The sequence below is a fragment of the Nonomuraea composti genome, from assembly GCF_012034275.1.
GTDB classification, from domain to species: Bacteria; Actinomycetota; Actinomycetes; order Streptosporangiales; family Streptosporangiaceae; genus Nonomuraea; species Nonomuraea composti.
Genome location: NZ_JAATEP010000006.1, coordinates 229,489 through 254,038, shown reverse-complemented (window position 1 = coordinate 254,038; position 24,550 = coordinate 229,489). Strand labels below are relative to the sequence as shown.

At 72.7% G+C, this 24,550-nt stretch carries 17 protein-coding genes; 7 read left to right on the top strand and 10 right to left on the bottom strand.

Annotated features, from left to right (window positions below; genetic code table 11):
* Positions 1 to 37 precede the first annotated feature (37 nt).
* Both HCN51_RS61265 and HCN51_RS11590 read right to left on the bottom strand, forming a co-directional pair.
* Positions 38 to 3,271 carry a DUF7402 domain-containing protein gene (locus HCN51_RS61265; protein ID WP_168009507.1) on the bottom strand — a complete coding sequence of 1,078 codons (3,234 nt, stop codon included), beginning with the start codon at positions 3,269 to 3,271 and terminating at the stop codon, positions 38 to 40.
* The gene (locus tag HCN51_RS11590) at positions 3,268 to 4,656 is read right to left on the bottom strand and encodes a glycoside hydrolase family 43 protein (RefSeq protein ID WP_168009505.1); all 1,389 of its coding nucleotides are present in this window, start codon (positions 4,654 to 4,656) and stop codon (positions 3,268 to 3,270) included. Before HCN51_RS11590 ends, HCN51_RS61265 begins: the two co-directional genes overlap by 4 nt.
* 342 nt (positions 4,657 to 4,998) lie before the next feature.
* On the opposite strand from HCN51_RS11590, the gene HCN51_RS11585 reads away from it, so the two are divergent.
* Positions 4,999 to 5,817, top strand: a complete 819-nt coding sequence (locus HCN51_RS11585; RefSeq protein WP_168009503.1) for a dioxygenase family protein — start codon at positions 4,999 to 5,001, stop codon at positions 5,815 to 5,817.
* A gap of 109 nt (positions 5,818 to 5,926) precedes the next feature.
* Complete coding sequence (locus tag HCN51_RS11580) at positions 5,927 to 6,784, top strand: peptidase associated/transthyretin-like domain-containing protein (RefSeq protein WP_168009501.1); 858 nt, start codon at positions 5,927 to 5,929, stop codon at positions 6,782 to 6,784.
* Positions 6,785 to 6,842: 58 nt separating this feature from the next.
* Here the strand turns inward: HCN51_RS11580 and HCN51_RS11575 are convergent, their stop codons facing one another.
* Entirely contained in the window at positions 6,843 to 8,819 is a 1,977-nt protein-coding gene (locus HCN51_RS11575) for an elongation factor G (RefSeq protein WP_168009499.1), read from the bottom strand.
* Positions 8,820 to 9,007: 188 nt separating this feature from the next.
* On the opposite strand from HCN51_RS11575, the gene HCN51_RS11570 reads away from it, so the two are divergent.
* Positions 9,008 to 10,990 (top strand): APC family permease, encoded by a 1,983-nt coding sequence (locus HCN51_RS11570; protein ID WP_168009497.1) that lies wholly within the window; start codon positions 9,008 to 9,010, stop codon positions 10,988 to 10,990.
* On the opposite strand, the gene HCN51_RS11565 is transcribed toward HCN51_RS11570, so the two are convergent.
* Complete coding sequence (locus tag HCN51_RS11565; RefSeq protein WP_168009495.1) at positions 10,991 to 11,707, bottom strand: Crp/Fnr family transcriptional regulator; 717 nt, start codon at positions 11,705 to 11,707, stop codon at positions 10,991 to 10,993.
* Between the two features lie 99 nt (positions 11,708 to 11,806).
* Positions 11,807 to 12,481: a chemotaxis protein CheB gene (locus HCN51_RS11560; RefSeq protein WP_168009493.1), complete on the bottom strand. Its 675-nt coding sequence runs from the start codon at positions 12,479 to 12,481 to the stop codon at positions 11,807 to 11,809.
* An 84-nt stretch (positions 12,482 to 12,565) separates the two neighbouring features.
* Between HCN51_RS11560 and HCN51_RS11555 the strand changes: the two genes are divergently transcribed.
* Entirely contained in the window at positions 12,566 to 13,144 is a 579-nt protein-coding gene (locus HCN51_RS11555) for a TetR/AcrR family transcriptional regulator (protein WP_168009491.1), read from the top strand.
* Entirely contained in the window at positions 13,141 to 14,292 is a 1,152-nt protein-coding gene (locus HCN51_RS11550; protein WP_168009489.1) for an FAD-dependent oxidoreductase, read from the top strand. The genes HCN51_RS11555 and HCN51_RS11550 overlap by 4 nt, the downstream gene beginning before the upstream one ends.
* A 102-nt stretch (positions 14,293 to 14,394) precedes the next feature.
* On the opposite strand, the gene HCN51_RS11545 is transcribed toward HCN51_RS11550, so the two are convergent.
* The 4 genes from HCN51_RS11545 to HCN51_RS11530 form a co-directional block, all read right to left on the bottom strand.
* Positions 14,395 to 14,535, bottom strand: coding sequence for a hypothetical protein (locus tag HCN51_RS11545; RefSeq protein WP_155128346.1), 141 nt, complete (start codon positions 14,533 to 14,535; stop codon positions 14,395 to 14,397).
* Between the two features lie 50 nt (positions 14,536 to 14,585).
* Entirely contained in the window at positions 14,586 to 17,075 is a 2,490-nt protein-coding gene (locus HCN51_RS62220; protein ID WP_168009487.1) for a PEP/pyruvate-binding domain-containing protein, read from the bottom strand.
* 12 nt (positions 17,076 to 17,087) lie between these two features.
* Complete coding sequence (locus tag HCN51_RS11535) at positions 17,088 to 17,795, bottom strand: TetR/AcrR family transcriptional regulator (protein ID WP_168009485.1); 708 nt, start codon at positions 17,793 to 17,795, stop codon at positions 17,088 to 17,090.
* An 87-nt stretch (positions 17,796 to 17,882) separates the two neighbouring features.
* Positions 17,883 to 22,898 (bottom strand): tetratricopeptide repeat protein, encoded by a 5,016-nt coding sequence (locus HCN51_RS11530; protein WP_168009483.1) that lies wholly within the window; start codon positions 22,896 to 22,898, stop codon positions 17,883 to 17,885.
* Positions 22,899 to 23,022: 124 nt separating this feature from the next.
* Between HCN51_RS11530 and HCN51_RS11525 the strand changes: the two genes are divergently transcribed.
* Positions 23,023 to 23,580 carry a hypothetical protein gene (locus HCN51_RS11525; RefSeq protein ID WP_168009481.1) on the top strand — a complete coding sequence of 186 codons (558 nt, stop codon included), beginning with the start codon at positions 23,023 to 23,025 and terminating at the stop codon, positions 23,578 to 23,580.
* A 39-nt stretch (positions 23,581 to 23,619) separates the two neighbouring features.
* Here the strand turns inward: HCN51_RS11525 and HCN51_RS11520 are convergent, their stop codons facing one another.
* Complete coding sequence (locus tag HCN51_RS11520) at positions 23,620 to 24,123, bottom strand: DinB family protein (protein ID WP_168009480.1); 504 nt, start codon at positions 24,121 to 24,123, stop codon at positions 23,620 to 23,622.
* A 41-nt stretch (positions 24,124 to 24,164) separates the two neighbouring features.
* On the opposite strand from HCN51_RS11520, the gene HCN51_RS11515 reads away from it, so the two are divergent.
* On the top strand, positions 24,165 to 24,545 hold the full coding sequence (locus HCN51_RS11515) for a hypothetical protein (RefSeq protein WP_168009478.1): 381 nt from the start codon (positions 24,165 to 24,167) through the stop codon (positions 24,543 to 24,545).
* Positions 24,546 to 24,550 lie beyond the last annotated feature (5 nt).

Here is a 24,550-nt window from a genome sequence, read left to right as displayed (position 1 = left end):
CAGGGCGCGCCCGTGCCCGGGCGCGCCCCTTTCCGGCTCAGCCGCCGTAGGCCTTGACCTCCAGCAGGCCCACTGAGCTGGTGCCGGTCCCGGTGAGCAGCACCCGCAGGCGGGTGGTGCTCGTGGCGGTAAAGGTGACGGAGTTGTAGGCGTTCTTGTTCAGCGGGTACGCCGACGCGCCGGGCACGTCCACGTACGCGCTGCCGTTCCAGTACTGCAGCTTCCACGACGCCGGCATGTCGATGCCCTCGTCGTCGTCGAAGAAGTACACCTCGGCCTTGTTGAGGGTGCGGGCCGACGGCCAGGTCAGGTCCACCCACTGCTGCCCGGTCTCCGGCCAGCAGCCCCAGCGGGGGTTGACGGTGTCGTTGGAGGAGGGCGGGTCGATGCCGTCGTTGACGGCGGCCACGCTCTCCCAGGAGGAGGTGTAGGACGCGGTGGCCGTCGCCGACGTCGCCAGGTTCGGCGGCGGCTGGACGCCGCCCCGGTTGTGCACCTTGATCTCGGTCAGGCCGGTCCTGGCGCCGGAGGCGGCCGTGGCCAGCACCCGCACCCGCTGGGCGGTGACGGCGGGGAACTGCACCACGTTGTAGTTGGCGCGCGGCGTGGCCGGGGTCTTGGCCTGGGAGGGCACGCTGACCCAGGCGCTGCCGTCGTGGTACTGGACGTTGTAGGAGGCAGGGGCCCGGTAGGTGGTGCTCGCCGGGCGGCTGTCCTTGAAGTAGAGCCGCACCTCGTTGAGGGTGCGGGCGGTGCCGAAGTTGAGCTCGTACCAGTCCTGCCCGGCGGTGGTGCCGCCCCAGAACGGCTCGTTGACGGGGTAGCCGTCCACGGCGCCGGCCGTGGAGGTGCCGGAGGCGGTGGTGGAGGCCGTGGCGGTGGCGCCGGCGGCGAGGTTGGTGAGGGTGGCGGTCAGGTCCACGCCGGCCTTGGCCAGCATGTCCACCATCCGGGCGCTGTTCTGGACGACCTGGGTGGGCGCCTGCATGCCGGGGACGGCGACGTGGTGGGTGACGGTGCCGGAGGTGGTGACGGCGCCGGTGGCCGGGTCCCACGTGAACGGCACCAGCGACGACACGGTGGCGGCGCGGCTGCCGTTGACGAAGATGGAGTAGCCCTCGGGCACGCCGGGGTAGCGGACCACGCCGTCGGCGGGGTCGTCCCAGACGATGGTCAGGTCGGCGTTGCGGTAGCGCAGGTTGTTGACCGTGAAGTGGCTCCAGCCGATGTTGATCGGCGACAGCTCCACCTTGGCGTCGTTGCGCGGCCGCAACCCGGCGACGTCCTCGATGACGGTCCAGTTGCTGGAGCCCAGGATGTTGTGGTGGATCCAGGAGCGGTAGGTGATCGAGGAGCCGTTCCAGTCGGCCCAGAACTCGTTGGCGTCGGGCCACTGCGTGTTGCCGTCGATGTACTGCGCCCAGGCGTTCCAGTACAGCAGCTTCTTGTACCAGGTGGCGTCGATCCACTCGTTCGGGTAGTTGCGCAGCACCGACGACAGCAGGCGGAACTGCACGGTGGAGTTGATGGTGGAGAAGTTGTTGCTGCCGGTGCCGGAGGCCGCCTTGTCGGCCTGGTTGGCGGTGTAGAAGGGGAAGATCGGGTACTGGGCCGGGTCGTCGAACAGGCGCAGCGCCTGCTTGTAGGTGGCGGTGTTCGGCACCGCGCCGACGGCGAACGGGTAGTAGTTGTTGATCTCCTTCCACGGCACCCACTCGTTGGTGGACTTCAGCCGGTGCTCGAAGAGCTGCCGGCCCGGGTTCCACAGCACGCCGACGATGGCGTTGCCGATCTGGGTGGCCAGGGTGCGCAGCTCGGTGGCCTTGGCCTGGTTGCCGACGGCCTCGTACGCCTGCGCGGCGGCCAGCGCGCCGCTGTACTGGTAGGCGGCCTCGGCCCGGTCCATGCGGCCCGGCTTCCAGTGGAAGGACACGGCGTCGGCGTCGTTGCCGGTCAGGGCGCCCCAGTCGTACTCGATGAGCTTGTTGTTGTCGGTGTCGTAGTAGGCGAGCTGGCCCTTGACGTCCTGCTCGGCGTAGCGGGCCAGGTTCGCGGCGATGGCCGGCTGGCCGCCGTGGATCTGGTAGCTCTTCCAGGCCGCCTCGCCGATGTACTGGGTGTAGCTGTTCGACCAGTTCTCCGGGTCGCCCGGGTTGTCGAGGAAGCGGCCGTTCTTGGAGGTCTGGCCGACGCTCAGCCAGTCGCCGTAGGCGTAGATCGGGTCGCGCAGGTACTTCAGGTCGTCGATGTGCATGGGCTGGGTCAGCGCGATCGCGTTGTTGTAGCCGAGGGCGCCCTCGACGGAGGTGGGGAACTGGAAGGTCTGCCCCGGGATGTCGGCGTCGAGGTGGTTGAAGCGCATCAGCCACCAGCGGTAGTAGATGTTCTTCTTGATGGCCGGCTCGGGCACGTCGATGTACGGCACGTTCTCGGCCCACCAGTGGTTGTACGCCCGCACGTGCGTGGCGAACGCGGTGGCGGCCGAGTAGCCGGCGTAGGCGTCGTACTCGGTGCGGGAGGCCGGCAGCTCGTTGGCGACGAAGCCCATGACGACCTTGACCGTCACCGTGGCGCCGGCGGCGATGGTGAGCGAGCGGTTGAGGCCGCCGCTGGAGACCGCGCAGCCGTCGCACGTGAGCCTGGGGTAGAGGGTGGTGAGGTTGTTGTAGGCGTTGACCTGGCCGGTCAGCTCGCTGCCGCTGCCGCTGGTCGCGTACGGCGAGGTGGCCCGCAGGGTCAGCGTGGCCGAGGCGGAGCCGCCGTTGGTGATGGCCAGGTTGGCCACGGCCACGTTGTTGCCGGTGATGAACTTCGTCTGGTCGACGGTGATCGAGCCGCTGGTGTGGCGGCTCTTCCAGTGGCTGGGCACCTGCCGCCGGGAGGCGACCTGTTCGGTGAACGTGCCGGGGCTGAGGGAGACGGTGAAGGCGTTGTTGTCGCTGATGCTCTCCCAGTAGGCGACCTGCCCGGCGAAGCCGAGCGTGCCCGGGGTGTGCGTCTTCATGAACAGCGCCCGGCCGCGCGTCATGAGCCAGGTGCCCGCCGGGTCGTTGCCGGTGCGGGCCAGCAGGCGGTCCATCCAGAAGTCGGTGCCGGAGCTCTCGGCGTCGTACATGGCCTGCATGTAGTTGCCGGTCGTGTACGTTCCCGGCGGGGCGGGCACGGCCGGGCCCGTGAAGGTGGGGTAGCCGATGGTCTGGTCGGCGTGGGCGGCGGCCGGCACCGACACCAGGCCCAGGACGAGTAACAGGGCTGACAGTGCGCGCCTCATGCGAAGGCCCTCCATTCGAGCACGCCGGTCGAGTAGCCGGATCGAGAGGTGATGTTCAGGCGCAGGCGGGTGGTGCTGACAGGGGTGAACGTGGTGGCGTTGAAGGCGTTGGCGGCCACGCCGCAGCCGGAGGCGCCGGGCACGTTGACGTAGGCGCTGCCGTTCCAATACTGGAGCTGGCAAGAGGCCGGCAGGTCGATGCCCTGGTCGTCGTCGAACCAGTACACCTCGGACCTGGAGATCGTCTGGGCGGCAGGCCACTGGTACTCGATCCACTCGGTGCCCTGGTGGTTCCAGTTGCCGTAGGCGCCGTGGCTGCGGTCCTGCGAGTTCGCCGGGGTATGGCCGTCCTTGATCGCGCCGAGGGTCTCCCACGGCGAGACGTACGAGGTGGCGGCCGTGGCGCTCGCGGCCAGGTTGCCGGGGGTCGTGGGGCCGCCGGTCTGCACGACCTTCCGCATGGTGCCGTCGGCGTTGAAGGACAGCTTGTCGATGGTCACCGAGCGGCGGAAGTCGCCGCCGCCGGGGCTGGAGGCGTTGTGGTAGACCATGTACCACTGGCCCTTGAACTCGATGATCGCCGGATGGTTCGTGGTCGAGGTCACCTGGTCGAGCACGACGCCCCGGTGCGTCCACGGGCCGAGCGGGCTGCTCGCGGTGGCGTAGCGGACGCACGCGTAGCCGGGCGCCGAGCAGGCCGAGTCGTTGGCCGCGTACGCGAGGTAGTAGACGCCGTTCCGCTTGAACATCCAGGGCGCCTCCCAGAAGTTCGACACGCCGCTCGGGGTGATGACCGAGCCGTTGATCGAGGTCATGTTCGGGTTGAGGCGGGCCGCGCGCAGGCCGTAGTAGGAGCCCCAGTACATGTAGACCTGGCCGTCGTCGTCGGTGAAGACGGTGGGGTCGATGTTCAGCGGCGAGGAGTTGGGCGTGCTGTCACTGACCAGCGGGCCGCCCTTGGCGTCGGTGAACGGGCCGAGCGGGCTGTCGCCGACGGCCACGCCGATGTCCATCCAGCCGGCGCCGTTGCCGTTGACCGGGACGTACCAGTAGTAGCGGCCGTCGGCGCCGCGCTCGACCTCGCCGGCCCAGGCGTCCGCGCCCGCCCAGGAGAAGTTCGAGATCGACAGCTTGGCGCCCTGGTCGGTGAACGTGGCGGCGTCGGTGGAGGTGAAGACGTGCCAGTCGCGCATGACGAAGTTGGTGCCGCCGGGCGGGGCCTCGTCGTGGCCGGTGTAGAGGTACAGGGTGTCGCCCACGACCAGCGCGGCCGGGTCGGCCGTGTAGATCGCGGTGGTGATCGGCGCGCCCGCGAGTGCGGGCCGGGCCTGGGTGAGGAGGAGCAGGAGTGCCGCGGCGACGGCCGCCGCCCATCGTCGTCTCATGTGTCGGGCCCCTAAATGATGTGAGCGCTAACAGTGAGGGATCGAGACCGCCTAAAAGGTTTTCGGGAAAGTAGACCGGCCCGATGAGGGCTGTCAATCGTCGCCTGCAACTCGGTGCATCGGCGGTGACGTGCGGGGATGCGGATCAGGGGCCGCTGATCAGCCAACGGGTTGCTCGGTCACATTTCCGTATCGACCGAAAAGGCTTTCGATCGCTGGTCATCTTCACAGGTTCGGACATCCGCCCAGGTCAGGGCACAGACACGCGCTCCAGCCTGCGGGAAAAATCCCCCTGATCGTGAGATGTTCCGAGAAGTAGCTCCTGACCGTTGAGGAACTTCCGTGGGACACGATCACGAGGGCCGGCGGGTCAGCCGGCGAAAACTGATCACCGGGATCGGCTCACTCGGCCTCGGTGGCCTGCTGGCCGCCGGCGAGCCCGGCCTCCAGGCCACCGTCGCCGACACCGCCGCCGACACCGTCTCCGATCCGGACACGTACGCCAAGGCAGACGCGTTGTTCGCCAGGGCCAGGATGTGCTCGCTGGCGCCCAGCGCGCAGCAGGGCCCGTACTACTTCGAGACGCGCGCGCTGCGCAGCGACATCCGCGAGGACCGCGCCGGCGTGCGGCTGCGGCTGGCCGTCAAGGTGCAGGACGGCGGGACGTGCCGGCCGCTGCCCGGCTCCGTGGTGGAGATCTGGCACTGCGACGCGGCGGGCCTGTACTCCGGGGCCGAGACGGAGTCACGCGAGGCGCTGAGCGGCAGCGACAAGATCAAGATCGATCCCGGCGAGAAGTTCAGCGACATGAGGCCCTCGGACGGACGGCGCTACCTGCGCGGCGCCCAGGTGGCCGACGCCGACGGCATCGTCCGGTTCACCACCATCTGGCCGGGCTGGTATCCGGGCCGTACCGTGCACATCCACGTGATGGTGGTCGTGCACGGCAGCCGGGCCCTGTGCACGGAGGTGATGTTCGACGAGGCGATCAACCGGCGGGTGCTGGCGCTGCCGCCGTACCAGGGGCACGCGAAGCCGCGCGACACGTTCAACGGCAACGACCCCATCTACAAGGAGCGCATGCTCGCGCACGTCACCCCGGACGGCGACGGATACCTCGCCGTGATCGTGCTGTCCGCCGACCCCGACGAGCGGCACTAGATAGATCTTCTGTTCCTCATGAGAACTTCATCCTCGGCAAAGGCACGGGTAAGAGGCCGCGGCCTACGGTGTGGTCCCCAGCAATTCGGGACACACCGGAGGATTCTCTGTGGCACACGACCACGAAGGCCAGCGGGTCAGCCGCCGGCGCCTGTTCGCGGGCATCAGCTCGATCGGCCTCGGCACCCTGGTGGCGGCCTGCTCCGGCTCGGGCACCTCGGCCGTCACCACCTCGACCGGCACGACCGTGACGCCGCAGGCCACCACGGCCACGACCGGCGACCTGGCCGCGCTGTTCGAGGGCGCCGGCACGTGCCGGCTGACCGCCACGACCACGCAGGGCCCGTACTACTTCGACGCCGACAAGGTCCGCGGCGACATCCGCGAGGACCGGCAGGGCGTGCGGCTGCGCGTCGCGATCAAGCTGCAGGACAGCGAGACGTGCGAGCCGCTGAAGAACGCGGTGGTCGAGATCTGGCACTGCGACGCGGCCGGGCTCTACTCCGGGGCCGAGTCGCTGTCGAAGGGCGGGGGCGGCAACCCGCCAGGCCGGCCCACCGGCGCCCCGCCGAGCGGCGGACCCGGCGGCGGTGCGGACGACAGGTCGATGGACCTGACGCCCACCGACGACCAGCGGTACCTGCGGGGCGCGCAGGTCACCAACGCCGAAGGCATCGTCGAGTTCACCACCATCTGGCCGGGCTGGTACCGGGGGCGCACGATCCACATCCACGCCATGGTGCACGTCAGCAACGAGCGCGTGCTGACCACGCAGCTGATGTTCGACGAGAAGCTCAACAGCGTGGTCATGGCCAAGGCGCCCTATTCGGCGCACACCGGGCGCGACACGTTCAACGACGGCGACAGCATCTACCAGGACGGCATGCTGATGAAGGTCAGCCAGGACGGTGATGGTTACGTGGGCGCCATCGTCTTCTCCGCCGACTCTGACAAGGACGGCCGTTAGACAGGCCGACTCTGACAAGGACGGCCGTTAGACACGCCGACTCTGACAAGGACGGCCGTTAGACCCTGCGGGCCACGTGCAGGAGGTACTCCTTCCTGTCGAGCGGGTTGTGGCCGATGCGCGGGCGCTCCGGGATCGGGCCGCGTACGGGCTCGTACCGGTCGAAGGCGCACTCCAGCACGCCCTCGCCCCGCGTCAGCCCGGGCAGCCGCTGCTCCAGCTCGTGCACCCTGGCCGCCGGGATCCGCCCTTCCACCACCGACGAGTGGCGGGCGCGCGGGACCGCGCCGAGCCCGGCCAGCACGGGCAGCACCGCGCCCAGCGTGTCGGGCGGCAGCTCCAGGCGGAAGCGGTGCAGCGGCTCGTACACGATCGTGCCCGCCCGCCGCAGCGCCGTCATCAGCACCAGCGGCACCAGGTTGCGGAAGTCGCCCGCCGTGCTCGACATGCTCTTGTCGAACGTGCCGTGCGCGTGGCTCTGCCTGGCCCAGTAGCCCGAGCGGGTCAGCGTGACCACGCAGTCGTGCACCTCCCAGCCGTGCAGGCCCTGCTTGAGCGTCTCGTGCACGGTCTCCTCGATCGTGCGCATGAACGCGTACGGCAGCGAGCCCATCTCCACCTCCAGCCCGAACCGCACCCCGCCGCCGGGCGGGCCCGGCTCGACCCGCAGGCCGACGGTGGCGAGGAACGGGTTGGGGTCCACGGCGATCACCTCGACGGCCTCGCCGGTGCCGGCGGGGCGCTCGACGCAGATCGTGGTGGTCTCGCGGAAGGTGACGTCGAGGCCGTAGTCGGTGGCGAGGGTGGCCTCGATGACCTCTTTCTGGACCTCGCCGTACAGGGAGACCGACACCTCCTGGCGCAGGTCGTCCTGCCGCAGGTCGATCAGCGGGTCCTGCTCGGCGAGCTGGGTGAGCGCGAGCAGCAGCGCGCCCCTGTCGGCCGGGCGGCGCGGGACCACGACGGTCTCCAGGGTGGGCGGCGCGAACTGCGGCTCCGCCCTGGGGGACGGGCCGCCGGCCGTACCGCGGTCGAGCGGGTCGCCGATGCGGACGTCGGCCAGGCCCCACAGGCGGGCGATGCGGCCCGCCGGCACCTCCTGGGCGCGCACCGACGTGCCGCCGTCGAAGACGCCGATCGCCGTGACCTTGCCCGCCCGGCCGGGCCCGAAGCTCAGCCGGTCGCGGACGCGCAGCGTGCCGCCGAACACGCGCGCGTACGCCACCTTCTCCCCCGCCGGCCCCCGCTCGACCTTGAAGACGGTGCCCGACAGCGGCCCCTCCGGGTCGCCCTGGGCGGCGGGCAGCAGCTCCTCGACGCCCGCCATCAGCGCCTCCACCCCGGCGCCCGTGATGGCCGAGCCGAAGAACACCGGATGCGCCACGGCCCGCCCCGTCTGGGCGGCCAGCTCGGCGCGCAGCCGCGGGTAGGTGAGCGACGCCTCGTCGGCCACGTACGCGGCCAGCAGCCGGTCGTCGTGCGAGGCGAGCACGTCCAGCAGGCTCACGGCGAACCCGGGCCGGTCGCCGAACGGCGTGAAGGCGGCGGCGGGCGTGCCGAGGCCGTCGACGTCGCCCATGGCGACCACTCCGGGCGACAGCTTGGCCGCGAGCTCCCGCAGCACCCCGTCGTATCGGGCGCCCCGGCGGTCGATCTTGTTGACGAAGATCAGCGTGGGCAGGCCGAGCCGGCGCAGCGTGCGCATGAGCACGCGGGTCTGCGCCTGCACCCCCTCCACGGCGGAGACCACCAGGACGGCCCCGTCGAGCACGTGCAGCACCCGCTCGACCTCGGCGATGAAGTCGGGGTGGCCGGGCGTGTCGATCAGGTTGACCGTGGTGCCGCCGATCGGGAAGGAGACGACGGCGGATTTGATCGTGATGCCGCGCCGGCGTTCGAGCGCGAGCGTGTCGGTGCGGGTGGTGCCCGCGTCGACGCTGCCGACCTCGTCGATCACTCCGGCCGCGTGCAGCAGCCGCTCGGTCAGGCTGGTCTTGCCGGCGTCCACATGGGCCAAGATTCCCAGGTTGAGCATGCGCAACTGACGTCATGTCCTCTGATCGGTCCGACTCCTTCTGTCTCGTGGGACACGACAGTTGCCCGCATCTTCCGCTCCTCCCGCTCGTCCGGACTGGTGGCCAGAACACCAGAGCGGCTCCCGCCGCAGCAACCCATTTACGCGCCGCTAAGGTGATACACCGTTCACGACGAGAGGGAGATCCGGTGAACGGTAGCGGTGGACCAGCCGTCCCCGAAGTGGTGGAGACCCCTGGCCGGACGGCGCCGCCGGCCAACGGCGTGCTGCGGTGGCTGCTGAAGCACCGGGTGCAGCCCGTCGGCCCCGAGACGGCCGAGGGGCACGCCCCGCCGCAGGCGTGGTGGAAGGTCATGTGCCTGACCGGCGTCGACTACTTCTCGACGCTGGCTTACCTGCCCGCCATCGCGGCGACGGCGGCCGGGGCGCTGTCGCCGCTGGCGACGATGCTGATCGTGGCGCTGACGCTGCTGGGCATGCTGCCGATGTACCGGCGGGTGGCCAAGGAGTCGCCGCACGGGCAGGGGTCGGTGGCGATGCTGGAGCGGCTGCTGCCGTTCTGGCGGGGCAAGCTGTTCGTGCTGGTGCTGCTCGGGTTCGTGGCCACGTCGTGGATCATCACGATCACGCTGTCGGCGGCCGACGCCTCCGTGCACGTCGTGGAGAACCCGTTCTTCCCGGCCTTCCTGCACGGCCACGAGGTCATCCTGACCGTGCTCCTGCTGCTGGTGCTCGGCGGGGTGTTCCTGCTCGGCTTCACCGAGGCGGTCGGCGTGGCCATCCCGCTGGTGGCGATCTTCCTCGGGCTGAACGCCGTGGTCGTCGCCGTGGGGCTCACCGACGTCCTCTCCTCCCCCGGCGCGCTCAGCGCGTGGACGGACGCCCTGGTCGAGGGGCGCGGCGGCCTCGGCGGCGTCATCGGGCCGGCGATCCTCGCCTTCCCGCTGCTCGTGCTCGGCCTGTCCGGGTTCGAGACGGGCGTCAGCATGATGCCGCTGGTCGAGGCCAGGGGCGCGACCGCGGAGGAGCGGCTCGGCGCCCGCATCCGCAACACGCGCAAGCTCCTCACCTCGGCCGCGCTCATCATGAGCGTCTACCTGATCGCCACCAGCTTCGTGACGACCGTGCTCATCCCGGCCGCCGAGTTCCGGCCCGGCGGCCAGGCGAACGGCAGGGCGCTGGCGTACCTGGCGCACGAGCGGCTCGGCGAGGCGTTCGGCACCGTCTACGACATCAGCACCATCCTCATCCTGTGGTTCGCCGGCGCCTCCGCGATGGCCGGCCTGATCAACATCGTGCCCCGCTACCTGCCCGGCTACGGCATGGCCCCCGACTGGGGCCGCGCCGTGCGCCCCGTGGTGATGGTCTACACGCTCGTCTGCGTCGCCCTGACGATCGCGTTCGACGCCGACGTGGACGCCCAGGCCGGCGCGTACGCCACCGGCATCCTGGCGATGATGGTCTCCGGCGCGGTCGCGGTGACGATCTCCGCCGTCCGCAAGCGGCAGCGCGGGGCCATCGCCGGGTTCACCGTGCTGACGCTCGTCCTGCTGTACGCGCTGGTCGAGAACATCAGGGAGAAGCCCGACGGCATCACCATCTCCGCCCTGTTCATCCTCGGCATCATCGTCATCTCCCTGATCTCCCGGGTCACCCGGACTACGGAGCTGCGGGCCGACCGGATCGAGTTCGACGAGGCCGCGCGGCGGTTCGTGGCCGACTCCCTCGCCTACGACGGCCAGCTCAACCTCATCGCCAACCGCCGCCAGCGCGGCGACAAGGCCGAGTACGAGGCCAAGGAGGCCGAGCAGCGCGGCATGAACCCGGTGCCGGGCCGCGCCGACGTGCTGTTCCTGGAGATCGACGTCATCGACCCGTCGGAGTTCAGCAACGTGCTGCGGGTGCACGGCGTGGAGGTGGACGGGCACCGCGTGCTGCGCGCGGAGAGCCCCGCCGCGCCGAACGCCATCGCCGCCATCCTGCTCGCCCTGCGCGACGCCACCGAGGTGCGGCCGCACTGCTACTTCGAGTGGGCGGAGGGCGCGCCGCTGATGCACATGTTCCGCTACCTCATCCTCGGACGGGGCGACACGGCTCCGGTCGTACGCGAGATCGTCCGCGCCGCCGAGCCCGACCCGGCCCGCCGCCCCGGCATCCACGTGGGCGGCTGATCACAACCCTTCGTACGCCCGTCGCACGGCGTCGCTGACGACGGCGTAGCAGTCGCAGGCCCGCGCGCGCAGCGCCGCGCGGTCCTCGATCACGATCGTGCCGCGGCTGTAGGAGATGCACCCTTCGGCCTGCAGCTCGGCCGCGACCTCGCTGACCGAGGCTCGCCGCACGCCCAGCATCTGGGCCAGGAACTCCTGGGTCAGGTCGAAGGTGCCGGCGTGCATGCGGTCGGCGGTCATCAGCAGCCAGCGAGCGCAGCGCTGGCGGATGTTGTGCATGCGGTTGCACGCGGCGTTGCGGGCGAGCTGCGTGAACATGGCATGCGTGTAACGCTGCATGGCGAGCTGCAGCCGGCCGTCGAGCACGGACACGTCGTGCCGGAACCGCTCGGCGCTCATCCTCAGCGCCCGCCCGGCGATCTGCACGGAGGCCCGCTCGGCGGGCGGCCCCGCCCCGAGGAACACCGGCAGCCCCACCATGCCCTCGTGGCCGACCGTGGCCACCTCCACCACGGTGCCGCCGCCGAGGTCGGCGACCAGCGACACGACCCCGACGATGGGGAAGTAGACGTGGTCGATGCTGCCGCCCGGCTCGTAGAGCACCGTTCTGAGCTTCAGGTCGACCGGGGTCAGGTGCCCGGCGAGCCCGCGCTGCTCCGGTTGGGGGAGCGCGCCGAGGATGAGGTTGCGGCGCATCTCGTCCGCTGTCGGCTCCATCAGGGTCACCTCCAGGACCATCCTCACCTCCGGCGTCCGCACCTCCCGCGTCCGCACGCCGGCTTGCTCACCTCCGGCATCCTCGCATCCGGCGGGGGCTCAGCCCGCGTAGGCGGGGCGGGGTGTCACGACGCGCGCCCATGGCGGGAGCGCCACGCGCATCATGCCGGCCGCGCCCGGCACCATCACCAGGGCGGTCAGCGCGTCGGCCAGCACCTCCAGCGGCAGCACGAAGTCGACGCAGCCGGTGGCGATGGCCGCCGAGGGCATCTGGAAGCCCAGCTCGCCGCAGGTGGCCTCGTCCTGGGCGAGCACGCGCCCGCCCGCGCCCTTGACGTTGCGCACGCCCTTGGCGCCGTCGTCGAGCCGCCCGGTCAGCACGGCCGCGAGCACCCGTGGCCCGAACGCCCTGGCCGCCGAGGCGAACAGCTCGTCGGCCATCCGGTGCCCCTCGGCCTGCCGCAGCGACGGCCGCCCGCGGTCGTCGAAGACCGCGCGGGTGCGCCCGGGCACCACGTGGACCGTGCCGGGGCGCAGCGGCCGCCCCGAGACCAGCGGCACGACGGGCAGCGCGCAGCGCCGCTCCAGCACCGCGACGAGCCGCTCCTCGGTGTCGGCCGGCCGGTGCTGCACCAGCACCACGGGCGCGGGGAACGCGGCGGGCAGGCGGGCGAGCAGCTTCCCGTACGCCTGGACCCCACCGAGCGAGGCCGCCAGGCACACCACGTCGAACGGCCCCCGGGAGGACTGCTCACTATGTACGCCACCGGACACAACTCCACCATACGGTACGCCGCCGTACATAGGGGCATGCTAGGGTTTGGACGATCGCCCAAGTCGAATGCCCAAGAGGAGAATATGGCCAACGTCTCCGCCGAACGCGGCAGGTCCACCCGCCAGCGGCTGCTCGACGCGGCCGTCGCCCTCGTCCCCGAGGTCGGCTGGAGCGGCGTCTCGACCCGGCTCGTCGCCGAGCGGGCCGGGGTGGCGCCCGGCGTGGTGCACTACCACTTCGCCTCGGTCACGGACCTGCTCGCCGCGGCCGGTCTCGGCTTCACCGAAGCCCTGCTCGGCCGGCTGGCCACGGAGCTGTGCGCGCGGCCCGACATCGGGGAGGCGGTCGAGTGGCTGCTCGGCGAGCTGTCGCGCTACAGCGGCGTCGACCCGGCCTCGCTGCTGGTGGTCGAGATGTTCCTGGCCGCCACGCGGCTGCCGGAGCTGCGCGAGCGGCTCGGCGAGCAGGTCGGCCGGTTCCGCGCCACGGTGGCGTCCTGGCTGGTCGAGCGCGGTTATCAGGGAGATCCGGCCGTGGCGGCGGCGCTGCTGGCGGCGTCGATCGACGGGATCATGCTGCACCGCGCCCTCGACCCCGCCCTCTGCCCGGCCGCGCTGGGCGGGCCGCTGCGGGCCATGCTCGGGAAGGGAGCACCATCGTGAGGACCGTGATCTGCGGCGCCGGCATCGCCGGCCTGACGCTCGCCTGGCACCTCGAACGCGCCGGATGGGAGGTGGAGCTGGTCGAGCGGGCGCCCGCGTTCCGCGACGGCGGATACATGATCGACTTCTACGGTCCCGGCTACCAGGTCGCCGAGCGCATGGGGCTGCGGCCCCGGCTGCTGCGCGACCGCTACCGGGTCGGCGAGCTGAGCTACGTCGGCCGCGACGGGCGCCGCACCAACCGGCTGAAGCTGGGCTCCGCGCTGGACGAGGTCTACAGCCTGCTGCGCGGCGACCTCGCGCGGGCCGTGGCCGACGACGTGCGCGCGCCCGTCACGTACGGCACCACCGTCGAGAGCGCCGAGCAGCACCCCGGCGGCGTCACCGTGCGGCTGAGCGACGGCACCACCCGCGAGGCGGACCTGCTCGTCGGCGCCGACGGAGCCCGCTCCCGGGTGCGGGAGCTGGCCTTCGGCGAGGTGCCGCAGCGCTACCTCGGGCACCAGGCGACGGCCTTCGTCCTGGCGGAGGCGGAGCTGAGCCGCCGGATCGGCGGCAGCGTCCAGATGCTCACCGAGCCCGGCCTGATGGCCGGCGCCTACGCCCTGCGCGGCGACCGGCTCGCCCTGCTGTTCCTGCGCCGCGAGCCGGACCCCGCCCTGCCCGCCGACCCCGTCGCCGCCCTGCGCCGCCACTTCGGCGGGCTCGGCTGGATCCTGCCCGAGGTGCTGGAGCGGGCCCCCGGGCCCGGCGGGCTCTACCACGACCTCGTGACGCAGGTGGAGCTGGAGCGCTGGCACAGCGGGCGGATCGTGCTGCTGGGCGACGCCTGCCAGGCGGTGTCGCTGTTCGCCGGGCACGGGGCGAGCATGGCCATGGCGGCGGCGTGGGTGCTGGCCGACGAGCTGACCGCCCCCGGCGATCCGGCCGCCGCGTTCGCCCGCTACCAGGCGCGGATGGCGCCGGTGATCGCCGAGGTGCAGGCGTTCGGGCGGCGGGCCGTACGGTGGATGGCCCCGCCGAACCGGTGGCGCATCCTCACCCGCGACCTGTTCCTCCGCCTGGCCGCCCTGCCCGGCGGCGAGCGCCTGTTCGTCAACGCGCTCAGCCCGGGCGGCCACACCCTCATCAGCGCCCGCCCGGACTGATCGGACAGGCGGTGGGCGCCGTACGTGAGGCCGCCCCGGCGCGGCTCCAAGCCCGTACGGCGCCCGGCGGGCGCTACCGGCGGCGCCGGCGGCCCGGCCCGCTCACGCCGCGGAGTCCTCCTCTTCCTCGATGTCGTCCCCGCCTTCGCCGTGGTCCAGCGTCTGCTTGGCGGCCCTGAACCGGGCGCAACGCGCCTCCAGCTCCCGTTCGTCTTCCAGGATCCACTGTTCGATCATGGTCAACGAAGTGATCACAGGCCGCCCGGCGCGCGGGCCGACTTGACGCAGACTTTTCACCCCAGCAACTCGACCGTGCCCCGCTCGCCGTCCACCCTGATCCGGTCGCCGTCATGGATCCGCATGGTCGCGTTTCCGGTGCCGACGACGGCGGGGATGCCCAGCTCGCGGGCCACGATGGAGGCGTGCGAGAGGGGCGCCCCCATGTCGGTCACGACGGCGGCGGCGCGCGGGAACATCGGGGTCCAGCCCACGTTCGTGAGCGTGGTGACGAGGATCTCGCCGGGCCTGAGCCGCTCGCCCTCCTCGGGCCCCGCGATCACCCGGGCGGCGCCCTCCACCACGCCGGGGGCGCCGGGGAAGCCGGTGACGGTGTCGCTCACCGGCGCGGTGGCACCGCGCGCGTCGTACAGGTCGGCCCGCCGGTCGGGGTCGGCGGCCCAGCGCACGGGGTCGAAGCGGCCGACGATCAGCGCCGGGTAGGGCGGCAGCGCGGCGTAGTGCTCGTAGGTGGCCCGCCGCACCGGCGCCTTCTCCAGCACCGACCGGTCGCCGCGCAGGAGCGCGAGCAGCTCGGGCAGGTGGAGGAAGAACACGTCGGCACCGGCCCCGGTCAGCTCCCCGGCCCGCAGGGTGAACGCGCGCAGCACCCAGAACGCCCGGATGTTCTCCGATCGGGCGCTCTCCCGGTCGCGCACGACGGCGTTCCACCGCCGCACCCGCTCGCGCATCGCCGCCTCCTTGCCGGGGTAGCGCTGCGCGAAGCGCGCCCACGCCTCCTCCCTGGCCTTGGCCTGCCGCTCCAGCAGCTCCTCGGTGCCGGCCCGCAGGTCGCGCAGCCCGGCGAGCTGGGCGTCGATCCACGCCGGGTCCTCCCCCGGCCGGGCGATCGACACCTCGAACTCGTGCGGGCCGCGATGCCCGTACCGGCGGGCGAACTCCTCGCGGGTGATCTCGCCCCTGGCCAGCCTGGACAGGCCCATCATCGGCCCCATGCTGGCCAGCTCGCCGTCGGCGTTAACGCCGGTCAGCATCGCCTCGGCAGCCACCTCGCCCATCATCTTGCGCAGCCGGTCGCGGGTGAAGACGAGCGTGGCGCCGCCCTGGCGGCCGGCGGCCTCCAGCATCTGGGAGGAGGTGACCAGGTGCGGCGCGATCTCCCGTTCCCACAGCTCGGCCAGCGCGGCCGGCGTCGCGGTCGCGGCGACGCGCTCGCGCAGCTCCTCGCACCGCCTCGGGGAGTCGGCCAGGAACGCGCGCATGTGCTTGAGGTGGCGGGCGACGCGGCGGCGCAGGCGGATCGCCATGGGGACCGCCTTCCTGATCAGCTCCCAGCGCGACACCGGCACCAGCGGCACCTCCAGGCCGGGCGGTATCTTGCCGAAGACCTGGTCGACCACGCCGAGCCGGCTCTTCATGCCCATGGCGGCGGCGATGGAGTGCAGGACGCTCAGGTTCATGTAGAAGCGCCCGCCGATGTTGCCCACCAGGTCGAGGCCGGGCAGCGCCGAGGCGGACATGGCCTCCTGGATGAAGATCCGCACGTATGACCAGGTGATCGGGGTCATCACGTCGGGGATTGCCTCACCCAGGTTGCCGCCGGTCCACAGGTACTCGCCCTTGAGGCTGTCGTTCCACTCCTCCAGGCGCGGCTTGAGACCGGTGATCGGGCGCGCCTGCACGATGGCGAACGTGCCCGCGCGCCTGGTCCACTCCACGTCCATCGGCGTGCCGTACAGGGCCTGGACGCGGGCGCCGAGGTCGGCCAGCTCCAGGGCCTGGGCGTCGTCGAGCACGGGCGCGGCGCGCAGCTCGGCGGGCACCGGCCGCTCCTCCGTGCCGCCGCCGACGCGCACGGTCATGACGGCCTTGTCGCCGGTGCGCGTCTCGATCACCTTGCCGCCGGACACCTTGATCGTGTCGGGGGTGACCTGGCCGCCGACGACCGACTCGCCGAGGCCCCACGAGGCGTTGATGACGGTCTGGTCCCGGTCGCCGGTCAGCGGGTCGGTGGTGAACATGACGCCCGCCGCGTCGGCGTCGACCAGCTCCTGCACGACCACGGCCAGCGCCACGTCGTCGTGCGGCACGCCGTTCTGGTCGCGGTAGGCGATCGCGCGCGGGTTCCACAGCGAGGCCCAGCAGCGCCTGACGGCGTCGAGCAGGGCGTCGCCCCTGATGTTGAGGTAGGTGTCCTGCTGCCCGGCGAACGACATGTCGGGCAGGTCCTCGGCGGTGGCGGACGAGCGCACCGCCACGGGCACGTCGTCGCCGAGCGCCGCGTACGCCCGCAGGATCTCCTCCGCCAGGCCGGCCGGCAGCTCGCGGGCGGCGAACAGCGGCGGGATCCGGGCGGGATCCTCGGCGGCGGCGCGCAGGATCTCGTCGTGGCAGCCGGCCACGAACGCGCGATAGGCCCCGGTCGTGACGTGGAACCCGCCGGGCACGGGCAGCCCGGCCCTGGCCATCCTGGCCAGGGAGGCGCCCTTGCCGCCCACGGTCGCGAGGTCGGCCGCATTGTCGTCGAGAGGAAGTACGGCCCTCACTGCACACGCTCCTTAGAGCCCGAGGGAGGTCTCCAGCTTGCGCCGGGCGATCTCCACAGAGGCGTCGAGAAATTCGAGGGTGGCCCGCGCGGCCGCCTCGGCGTCGGCCGGAGGCAGCGGGCGGCCGGTGGCCAGGGTGCGCTCGATGGTGTCGGCGACCAGCTCCGCGACGCGCTCGTCGGACGGCCTGGTGTCGTCGGGCAGCGACTCCCGCAGGAACAGGAACCCGTAGACGATCGAGCCGACCGTGACCAGGTGGTCGCCGGGGTCTTCGCGGACGGCGCCACGCTTGACCAGCTCGGCCACGTACGGCTCGAAGGCCGCCTCCGTCAGCGCCCAGCGCGTGCTGGTGCGCCTCTGGCGGGTCAGCTTGCCCAGCACCTGGGAGTCGCCCGTGAGCACCGCCTGGAGCAGCGGGCGCCGCAGCAGCGCCCGCGCGAACTCGCCGAACAGCTCGCTCAGCGTGGCCGGCGCCCGGTCGCGGACCTCGGTCATCATGAGCAGCCGCTCGCGGCGCAGCAACGCGGCGAAGATGTCGTCGCGCGTCTTCCAGTGCAGGTAGATCGTGCCCTTGGCGACGCCGGCGCGCTGGGCGATGTCGTCGATCGTGGTCTTGTCGTAGCCCCAGCGCAGCACCAGCTCGGCGACGGCGTCGAGGATGCGGTGCGCCCGCTCGATCTGGCGCGCCGGATCCCGTGGCGGCCGTCCTGCCCTGGCCATGCGTCTCACCCCATTTGTTTGACCAGATGAGATTATCTGGTCAATTTATTAACCGCAAGTTCACCCTGGAGGGGGCGAACCCGCGTTTCAGGCGATCTTGGCCAGCAGCGTCTCGGCCTCCGGGGCGAACGCGGGATCGCCCGTCCCGGCGGCCGTCGCCAGCAACCGGCGGGCCAGCTCCAGGTCGCCGCGCTCGTACCGGATCTCGCCGAGCCTGAAGGCGGCCTCGGCCACCAGCTCCGGCCGCTCCGTCAGCTCCAGCATCAGCTCGTAGTACCGCAGCGCCCCGTCGCGGTCGCCCAGCCAGTAGCACAGCTCGCCGAGATGCGCCGCCGCCATGCCCGACTCCGGGTCGCCCGCGTCGATCACGCGCTGGTACCAGGTGAGCGCCTCCGGGAAGTTCCTGTCCTGCTTGGCCAGCGCGCCCAGGTACATCGCGGCCAGCGCGCCGACGTGCCCCTCGCCCTCCTCGACCGCCCTGCGGTACCAGGCGCGCGCCCGCTCCGCGTCCTCCTCGTGGTACGTCTGCCCCAGCGCGATCATGGCCCGGGCCGCGAGGTCGCCGTCGTCCGCCTCCAGCACCCGCAGGTACACCTGCCGGCCCTCCTCCACGTGGCCGGCGCCCACGAGCGTCTGCGCGTACACGCTGAGCGTCGTCGGCTCGCCGCTCTCGGCCGCCGCCCGCAGCGTGCGCAGCGACGTCTCCGTGTCGCCCTGGCGCTCCTGCAGCATGCCCAGCAGGCCGCCGAACACGCCCGGCACCGGGCTGTCGGCGTCGCCCGCGCGCCGCTCCGCCAGGTCGTAGAACGCCTCGGCGTCACCCGCCGAGTCCAGCAGCTCCAGCAGCCTGCCGCCCGCGACGAAGCGCACGTCGGCGTCCTCGTGCTCGTTCAGCCGCTCGTACGTGGCCCGCGCCGCCGCCGTCTCCCCCAGCTCCGCCAGCCGCCCCGCCGCCTCGATCTCGGTGTACGGGTCGGACCCGGCCAGCTCGAAGTACCGCCGCACCGCGTCCGGGTCCGTGCACCGGGCGCCGAGGTCGCGTGCCTGGGCGGCGGCGTGCTCGCCCATCAGCCCCAGGACCTCCAGCGCCGGCCCGTGCTCGCCCCGGTCGCACAGCTCCTGCGCGATGCCGTGCAGGGCGTCCAGGGCGGTCCCGGCCATGGCGGTGCCGAGCGCGGCGGCGAACGACCGGGCCGCGGCCAGCGGCCGGCCGTCCTCGTACCGCCAGACGCCGAGTTGCACGCTCGCCTTCGCCGCCACCCACGCCACGCCCGAGCCGGCCGCCAGGTCCAGCTCCCGCTCCGCCCCCGCCGCGTCGCCCAGCTCGCGCAGGGCCGCCGCCAGGTCCAGCCGCAGGGACGCCGACAGCTCGCGATGCCCGGCCCCGATGCCCTTGGCGTACATGCCGGCCGCCTCCCGCAGCTCGCCCCGCGCGGCCAGGGCGCCGCCCCACGCCCAGTAGCCCACCGCCACGGTCTCCGGGTCGCCGCTGCCCACCGCGTGCTCCGCCTCCTCGATCGCGGCGGCGTGCTCCTTCTCGCCGAGCAGGTGGACGAGCAGCCGGCGCAGGCATTCGAGGTCGCCCGCCGCGGCCGACTCGGCCAGCAGCCGCCGCGCCTCGGCGGCGTCGCCGCGCTCGGCGAGCAGGTCGGCGGCGAGGACGGCCGTCGCGGGCAGCCCGGCCCTGGCCGCCTCCACCGCCCCATCGAGGTCGCCGCGGCGGTGCCGGACCACCGCGATGTTGCGCCAGGCCGCGCCCGCCGTGGCCGGGTGGCCGGTGGCGAGCAGGAAGCACAGCTCGGAGCGGCAGTTGTCGCCGTCCTCCGCCAGGCGCGCGCCGAGGTCGATCGCCGCCCCGGCGGCCGGCTCCGGGTCGCCCTCCTCGATGACCAGGCGGTAGAACGCGCTCGCCTTGGGGGCACCGGCCAGGATCTCGTCCAGTGCCCGCGCCCGCTCGTCCTGGCCGAGGGCGGGCAGCAGGCGGCGCACCTCCCGTACGTCCTCGTCGTGCAGCGCGAGCAACAGCGCGGCCAGCGGCTCCGACCCCGTCCGGCCGGTCAGTGCCGCCAGCGCGCCCGGCCGGTCGCCCTCCGCCAGCAGCACCCACGGCAGTTCCTCGGGGGTGGCGCGGCCGAGCAGGTGGCGGGCCACGGCGGCGGCGTGCTCGTCGTCCTCCTGCGCGGCGGCCCGCTCCAGCGCGAAGTGACCGGTCTCGGCGTCGCCGGCCGCCAGCAGGCAGCGGCCCGCCTCCAGCATGATCGCCGGCTCCGTGTCCGGGTCGAGCGCGGCGGCCCGCTCGTACGCCGCCCGCGCGCCCGCCAGGTCGCCGGTCTCCGCCAGCAGGCTGCCGAGCAGGCACTCCGACGCCCCGGACACCTCACCATGCGCCTCCCGCACGACGGCCAGCGCCGCCTGGGAGTCCCCCTGCTCGCGCAACATCCGCGCCAGATGCCACGCGGCCGCCCCGCCCAGCAGCGCATCCGCTCCGCCCACGCGCTCCTCGGCCTTCGTCGTGCCGAAGGCGTCGGCCAGGACGTCGCGGGCCTCGGTCACGCGGCCGCACGCCACCAGCGAGCCGGCCATCATCAGCGCCACCTTGTCGTCGGGGTCGGGCACCCGTTCCAGCGCCTGCACCGCCTGCGCGTGCTCGCCGAGCTCGCGCAGGATCTCGGCGGCCGAGCGCAGCGCCACCCCGTTCAGGTCGTCGTCCTCGCCCAGCGCCCCCAGGAACGCCTCGACCGCCCCGCGCCGGTCGCCCGCGTCGCCGCGCAGCGCGCCGAGCAGGCAGCCGGCCTGCTGGCGCTGGGCGGGATGGCCGGCGGCGGCCACCAGCGCGAGCGCCCCGTCGGCGGCCTCCACCACGCCGGTGTGCTGCCAGGCGTTCGCGCACTCGATGGCGAGCAGCCCGGCCATCGCCCCCGCCTCCCCCTCGGGGAACGCCCGCGCCGCCGCCTCGAAGTCGCGGTCGAGCAGCAGCCGCCCGAACGCGCACAGCTCGTCGCCGCCCAGCTCGAACGCGGCCCGCGCCCCCGCCACGTCGTCGAGCCTGATCCGGTTGAACGCCAGCGGCAGCGCGGCCCGCTCCGGCTCCCCGTCGGCGATCACCCGCTCGTGCAGCCGGCAGGCGGCGAGCAGGTCGCCCTGCCGCTCGTAAACGCCGGTCAGCCCGGCCGCCGCCTCGAACCGCAGCCCCCGGTGCCCGGCCGCGAACGCCGCCTCGTACGCGGCCCGCGCCTCCCCCGGGTCCTCCTCGGCGACCAGCTCGCCCAGCGCCCACCCCACCCAGGGGGCCAGATCCGGATGCCCGTCGGCGAGGGCGTCCCGCAGCAGCCCGGCCGCGCGGGCCCGGTCGGGCAGGACGTCCTTGCAGATCATCGCCGTGTACGACAGCGCCAGCGGGTCTCCGCTGCCGGCCGCCGACAGGAACATCTCGGAGACGTCGGACAGGTCGTACCCGATGGAGGCCAGCACCTGCGCGAACACGGCGGTGCCGATGGCGGACACGGCGGGGTCGGGGTGCCGTGCGGCCTCCTCGTAGCGGGCCAGCCCCTCCTCCCTGCCGAGCCGCTGGTGGTCGAGCATCGCGGCGAGCACGGGGTGCGGCCCGTCGCCGGGGGCGCGCAGCAGGTGCAGCAGGAACGCCGCGTTGAAGCCCTGGAGCACGTCGTCGCCCTCGGCCACGTACGACAGCAGCTCGTCGGCCTGCTCCCGGTCCCCCTCGCCCAGCTCCAGCTTGGCCAGCACGACCATGGCGCGCAGCGACTGGGCGGGCGCGCCGGAGTCGGCGGCCCTGCGCAGCAGCCGCCTGGCCGTGGCCAGCTCGCCGGCCCGCAGAGCCTCCATGCCGTCGTCGGTGTCCTGGAGCGCCTGCTCCTCGACGGGGTCGGCCAGGGGCTGCTGCCTGGCGGCGTGGTCGAGCAGGAGGGTGGCCTTGAACGCGGTGTCCTGGTCGTCGTGGCCGGCGGCGGTCCGCAGCAGCTCGACGATCTCGGCACGAATCTCGGCGCTGGTCTCGGCACCGGTCCCGGGGCTGGTCCCGGCGCCGGTCCTGGGGCTGGTCCCGGGGCTGGTCTCGGGGTGCTGGTCGAGGAGCAGGCCGAGCAGGGTGACGCAGGCGGAGGCCCACGTGTCGTCGCCGGACTCCAGCACGGCGCGCGCCGACGCCAGCGCCTCAGCGGCCTCGCCGGCCTCGGCGTGCATCTGGGCGAGGCAGGCGTGGGCCTGGGCGGCGTACTCGCGGTGGCCGCTGGCGATCACGCGGTGGAAGATGGCCTTGGTCTCCTCGTCGTCGCCGAGCTGCGCGGTCACCTTGGCCAGCTCGACGAGCGAGGGCAGCCGGATGTCCGGCCTGGGGTCCTCGGCGGCCACCCGGTACGCGGCGGCGGACTCGGCGTACTCGCCCAGGTCCACCAGCACCGCCCCGAGCAGCTTGTGCGCCATGGCCCGGTGCTCGGGCGAGCCGACCGCGATGGCGTGCTCGCACGCCTCGCGGGCGGCGTCGAAGTCGCCCTCCTCGGCGTGGATCTGGTAGAGCCGGAACGCCGACAACGCCACGATCTCCGGGTCGCCGCAGGTCAGCAGCGCGCGGTAGTCGTCCTCGTCCTCCGCCTCGGCATAGAGGTCGCGGGCGGAGGCCGGGTCCTGGTGGAACTCGGGCAGCTCCAGCCGGGCGGCCAGCTCGGCGACGGCGGGACTGTGGCACCGGCGGGCCCGCTCCAGCGACTCCTGCGCGCCCTGGGCGTCGCCGAGCTGGGTCAGCACCAGCACGAGCGCCGTGTCGGCCAGCGCGGCCACCTCGAAGTCGGCGCCGTCGGAGGCGATCATCAGCACGCGGTGCGCCGCCGCCCATTCCTCGGCGGTGACCAGCATCATCCCCATGGCGATGGCCGAGCGCTGCCCGAACACCGGGTCGCCCGACTGGATCACCGACCGGTGCGCCGCCTCGGCGCCCTCCAGGTCGCCCTGCTCGTGCAGCAGCCCGGCCAGCAGGTGGGAGGCCTCCGGGTCTCCCGTGGCCGCGATCTGCCTGAACAGCGCGGCGGCCCGGTCCAGGTCTCCCGCTTTCCAATGGTCCATGGCCGCGTCGAGCTGTTCGGACGCCATCGCTCACCCCAATGTCACTCAACAATGTGAAAAAGCTACAGATCTGCCACTCACGTGACAGCGCATTCCGAGATCTTGGGGGTCCGGCCGCCCGGAAGCGCCGGAGCGCCGTAGCGTAGGGGCCATGGGCAAGGCGTTCTGGATCGATCAGGAGTTCGACAGAGACCGTGACGGGCGCTATGCCGTACACGTGCGCAAGAACCTCGACGAGTTCGAGTGGGGCGACATCGCGCCCGTCCGGTTCGCCTGCACGGCGTGGGAGCTGGCCACGCCGCCGTCGCTGGCCCCCGGCTTCGTCCGGTGGGACCGGCGCATCCTGGAGGCGAGCTGCCACCGCAACACCTGGGACGGCACCCTCTACGCGCGGGTCAGGATCGTCTCCCCGCTGCCGGAGGAGCTGCGCCGCTCGCGCGCCTGGTGGCGCGACCGCGGCTGGCTGGGCTGGCAGGAGACCTTCGGCCAGTACGTCGAGCCGACCCATCAGGACCTCGCCCGGCTGCCGTTCCTGCGGGCCTCGCTGCTGGTGGAGGCGCCGCTGCCGCTCGACGACCTGCCGCCCGAGCCGGAGGGGCCGCACATGGAGGTCGAGCAGAGCGCGCACCGCGCGGTGACCGTGCTGGCCCGCGAGCTGAACGCGCTGGTGTCACCCGTGCTCGACCAGCTCGGCGGCACAGCGGGCTAGAAGCCCCGCACCCCTACGACGGGCCCGCGCCACGGCCGGTCAGAAGCCCTTCGTCCCGTCGATCAGCTCGCGCAGGATGTCGAGGTGGCCGTTGTGGCGGGCGGTCTCCTCGGTCATGTGGCCGATGACCCACCTCAGCGTGAGGTGGTTGCCCTGGCTGTCGGTGCCCTTCGAGCGCTGGTCCAGCGGGATGCCCTCGATGAGCTCGTCCACCTTGCGGCACTGCGCCTGGTAGTCCTCCAGGACCCGGGCCAGTGGGTCGCCCAGCGTCGCGGTGAAGTCGGCGTCGGGGTCCTCCTCCGTCCACGGGGCCCGGTCGGGCCCGCCGAGGAACATCACCTCGAACCAGTAGTGCTCGTTCCAGCGCAGATGGCTCACCACGCCGGAGATCGTCATCAGCGGTGAGGTCGCCAGCGGCGCCCGCCTCGCGTCCTCGTCGCTCAAGCCCTCGCATTTCGCCACGACGGTGGCGCGCGCGTAGTCGTGGAAGGTGGTCAGCGTGCTGCGCTCGTCCCAGGAGGTGGGGGTGTCGGTTCTCCGCATCGGACCAGCATGCCTGATTCTCCTGTGGGTAGCAGGGGCCCATGAGGATGGCGTTCGTCGTGCTGATGCTGGCTCTGACTACTGTCGGTTGCGCCGTGGACACGGCCTCGCCCGCACGCGCGGCCGAGCGCTTCCACGCGGCGCTCGCCGCGCACCAGGAGGAGGCGGCGTGCGCGATGCTCGCCCGCAAGACCGCCGACAAGCTGCCCGACCCCGGCCAGAGCTGCGCCGAGGCGCTGCGCGAGCTGCGGTTCGGGCCGGGCGGCCAGGTGACGTCCGTGGCCGTGTGGGGCGAGGACGCCCAGGTACGGCTGGCCGGCGACACGCTCTTCCTGCACCGCTTCACCGACGGCTGGCGGATCAGGGCCGCGGGCTGCGAGCCGATGGGCGACCTGCCGTACGACTGTGAGGTGGACGACTGATGCGG